The sequence below is a fragment of the Acetobacterium wieringae genome, from assembly GCF_026646375.1.
GTDB classification, from domain to species: domain Bacteria; phylum Bacillota; class Clostridia; order Eubacteriales; family Eubacteriaceae; genus Acetobacterium; species Acetobacterium wieringae_A.
In genome coordinates, this window is sequence record NZ_JAIPPU010000045.1 from 1 (window position 1) to 1,911 (window position 1,911).

2 protein-coding genes are annotated in these 1,911 nt (G+C 37.5%); both read right to left on the minus strand.

What is annotated here, in order from left to right:
• On the minus strand, positions 1 to 376 hold a 376-nt coding region (locus Q7P33_RS17825), incomplete at its 3' end, for an aldehyde ferredoxin oxidoreductase N-terminal domain-containing protein (RefSeq protein ID WP_303872086.1).
• A gap of 33 nt (positions 377 to 409) precedes the next feature.
• Complete coding sequence (locus tag Q7P33_RS17830; RefSeq protein ID WP_303872087.1) at positions 410 to 1,564, minus strand: iron-containing alcohol dehydrogenase; 1,155 nt, start codon at positions 1,562 to 1,564, stop codon at positions 410 to 412.
• Positions 1,565 to 1,911 lie beyond the last annotated feature (347 nt).

Consider the following 1,911-nt stretch of genomic DNA (forward strand, 5'->3'; position numbering starts at 1 on the left):
GGGGCTTGGAAAATTCCTTGCGCGTTTTGACTGAACTATTATTGACAATTCCATCCAATACCTCAATCATTTTTATTCCTTGATTGGCCATTTGATAGGCGGCGTTTCCACCACTATTGCTTTCTTTAATTCCCCCGGTTAAAGGACTTTTTGAACCAATAGATAAACGATGTGCTGTTGTTAGCTTGGTTCCAGCAAAAATTCCTGTACAAATGACCACTCTATTTTGACTTCCAAGTGGATCACATTGAGGTGGGATATGTTTAATCATATACTGGGCAATCAGGCTTCTACCCCCAAGTTCTGCTAAATCTTGATCTATTTTATCTTTTATAACAGTGAGTTTTTTCATGTTAACAGTTAATTTTGACCACATTATATCAATACCTCCCTTTAATTTAGATCACTTCTAAGCATCAAAAGCTGTTTGAAGCATATTGGCGACCTTTGCTGCGGTTACACGATATGGTGCAATGGCAAATCCGGTATCGCTTGTTACCATCGGCGCAATTGCTAAAACTTTTTCGAGATCGAATCCCAATTCCTTCATATTTGGTATATCTACAGATTTCATAAAATTTCGAAGGAGTTTATTAGCCAAAGCTCCGATTTCTTCGCAGGTTGCGTCCTCTTGAACCTTCTCACCAAAGCATTCACATATCATTGCAACTTTTTTTGATTCTGATTTTGCTGAGTATTCAATGACTTCCGGCAAAACCAATGCACAAGCGATTCCATGTGGAATGTGAAAAACTGCTCCCAAAGAGTGACCGATGGAGTGTCCTAAATGAACCAAGGCATTTGAAAACGCCATGCCTGCAAACATGGATGCATTTATCATTTTCTCTCTTGCTTCAAGATTTGATCCATCTTTATAAGCAATTGGTAGCCACTTGGCAATATCACGAATTGCTTCTTTTGCTAAAGCATCAGACAAGGGATTGGCTTGGCCTCCAGTCATACATTCCACAGCATGTGCCAAAGCATCGATACCAGTTGCAGCCGTCATTTTTGCTGGAAGACCTAAGGTTAAATCTGGATCAACTAGAGCCAGAGTTCCAATACAATGAGGACCCATAACGCTATCTTTATTTCCTCTGGATGTACACGAGATAACAGCCATACTTGTTACTTCACTACCGGTACCACTTGTTGTAGGAATAAAAACCATAGGCACTCCGGATTTCAGATCTGTTCGATAACCAAAATACTGTAAGATTGGTGGTGGATTATTTATAAGTGTGTTGATGCCTTTTGCAGTGTCAATGGCGCTTCCTCCTCCTACTGCTACAATACCGTCAATTTTTTCATTTCTGGCCAATTCTGCTACTTCTTCAACTAATATGTCTGGTGGATCGGCAAGAACTTTGCCAAATACTACAGTTTCTAAACCTGCTGCTTGAAGATTTTCAATTATTGTATCCGCTATTCCAACATCTTTAAGTCCCTGATCATGAACCACCAAAACCTTTCTACATCCTAATTCTCTCGTCTTCATTCCAACACGAAGTGAAGCTCCGGATCCCATAATTGCCGGAACAAATACATAATAATTTGTTATCATGTTAGACCGTCCTTTCTTTTATAGATGCGTAAATTTTTATCGTACAATCTAGCTATATTCTATCAAAAAAACATTTTCTGTATATGTTTTCAACAGACGAATTCACTAAGGATTTTTTATGCTTTATGCATGAACTTGATAAATAACCCAGTTCTAATGTAATTTTAAAAGGTTGTATGATAATATAATAAACAATGAGTTAACTCAATTTTGAAGGAGACTGATATGCTTTTTTTAGAAATGGTGAATGAATTAGAAAAAAGTTTTGAAATTGCTTTTTCAGACCTTGATATGGAGTGTTATCATAAAAGTGCAGTCCCAAATTGCAAGGAAATGAGGTAAAATAA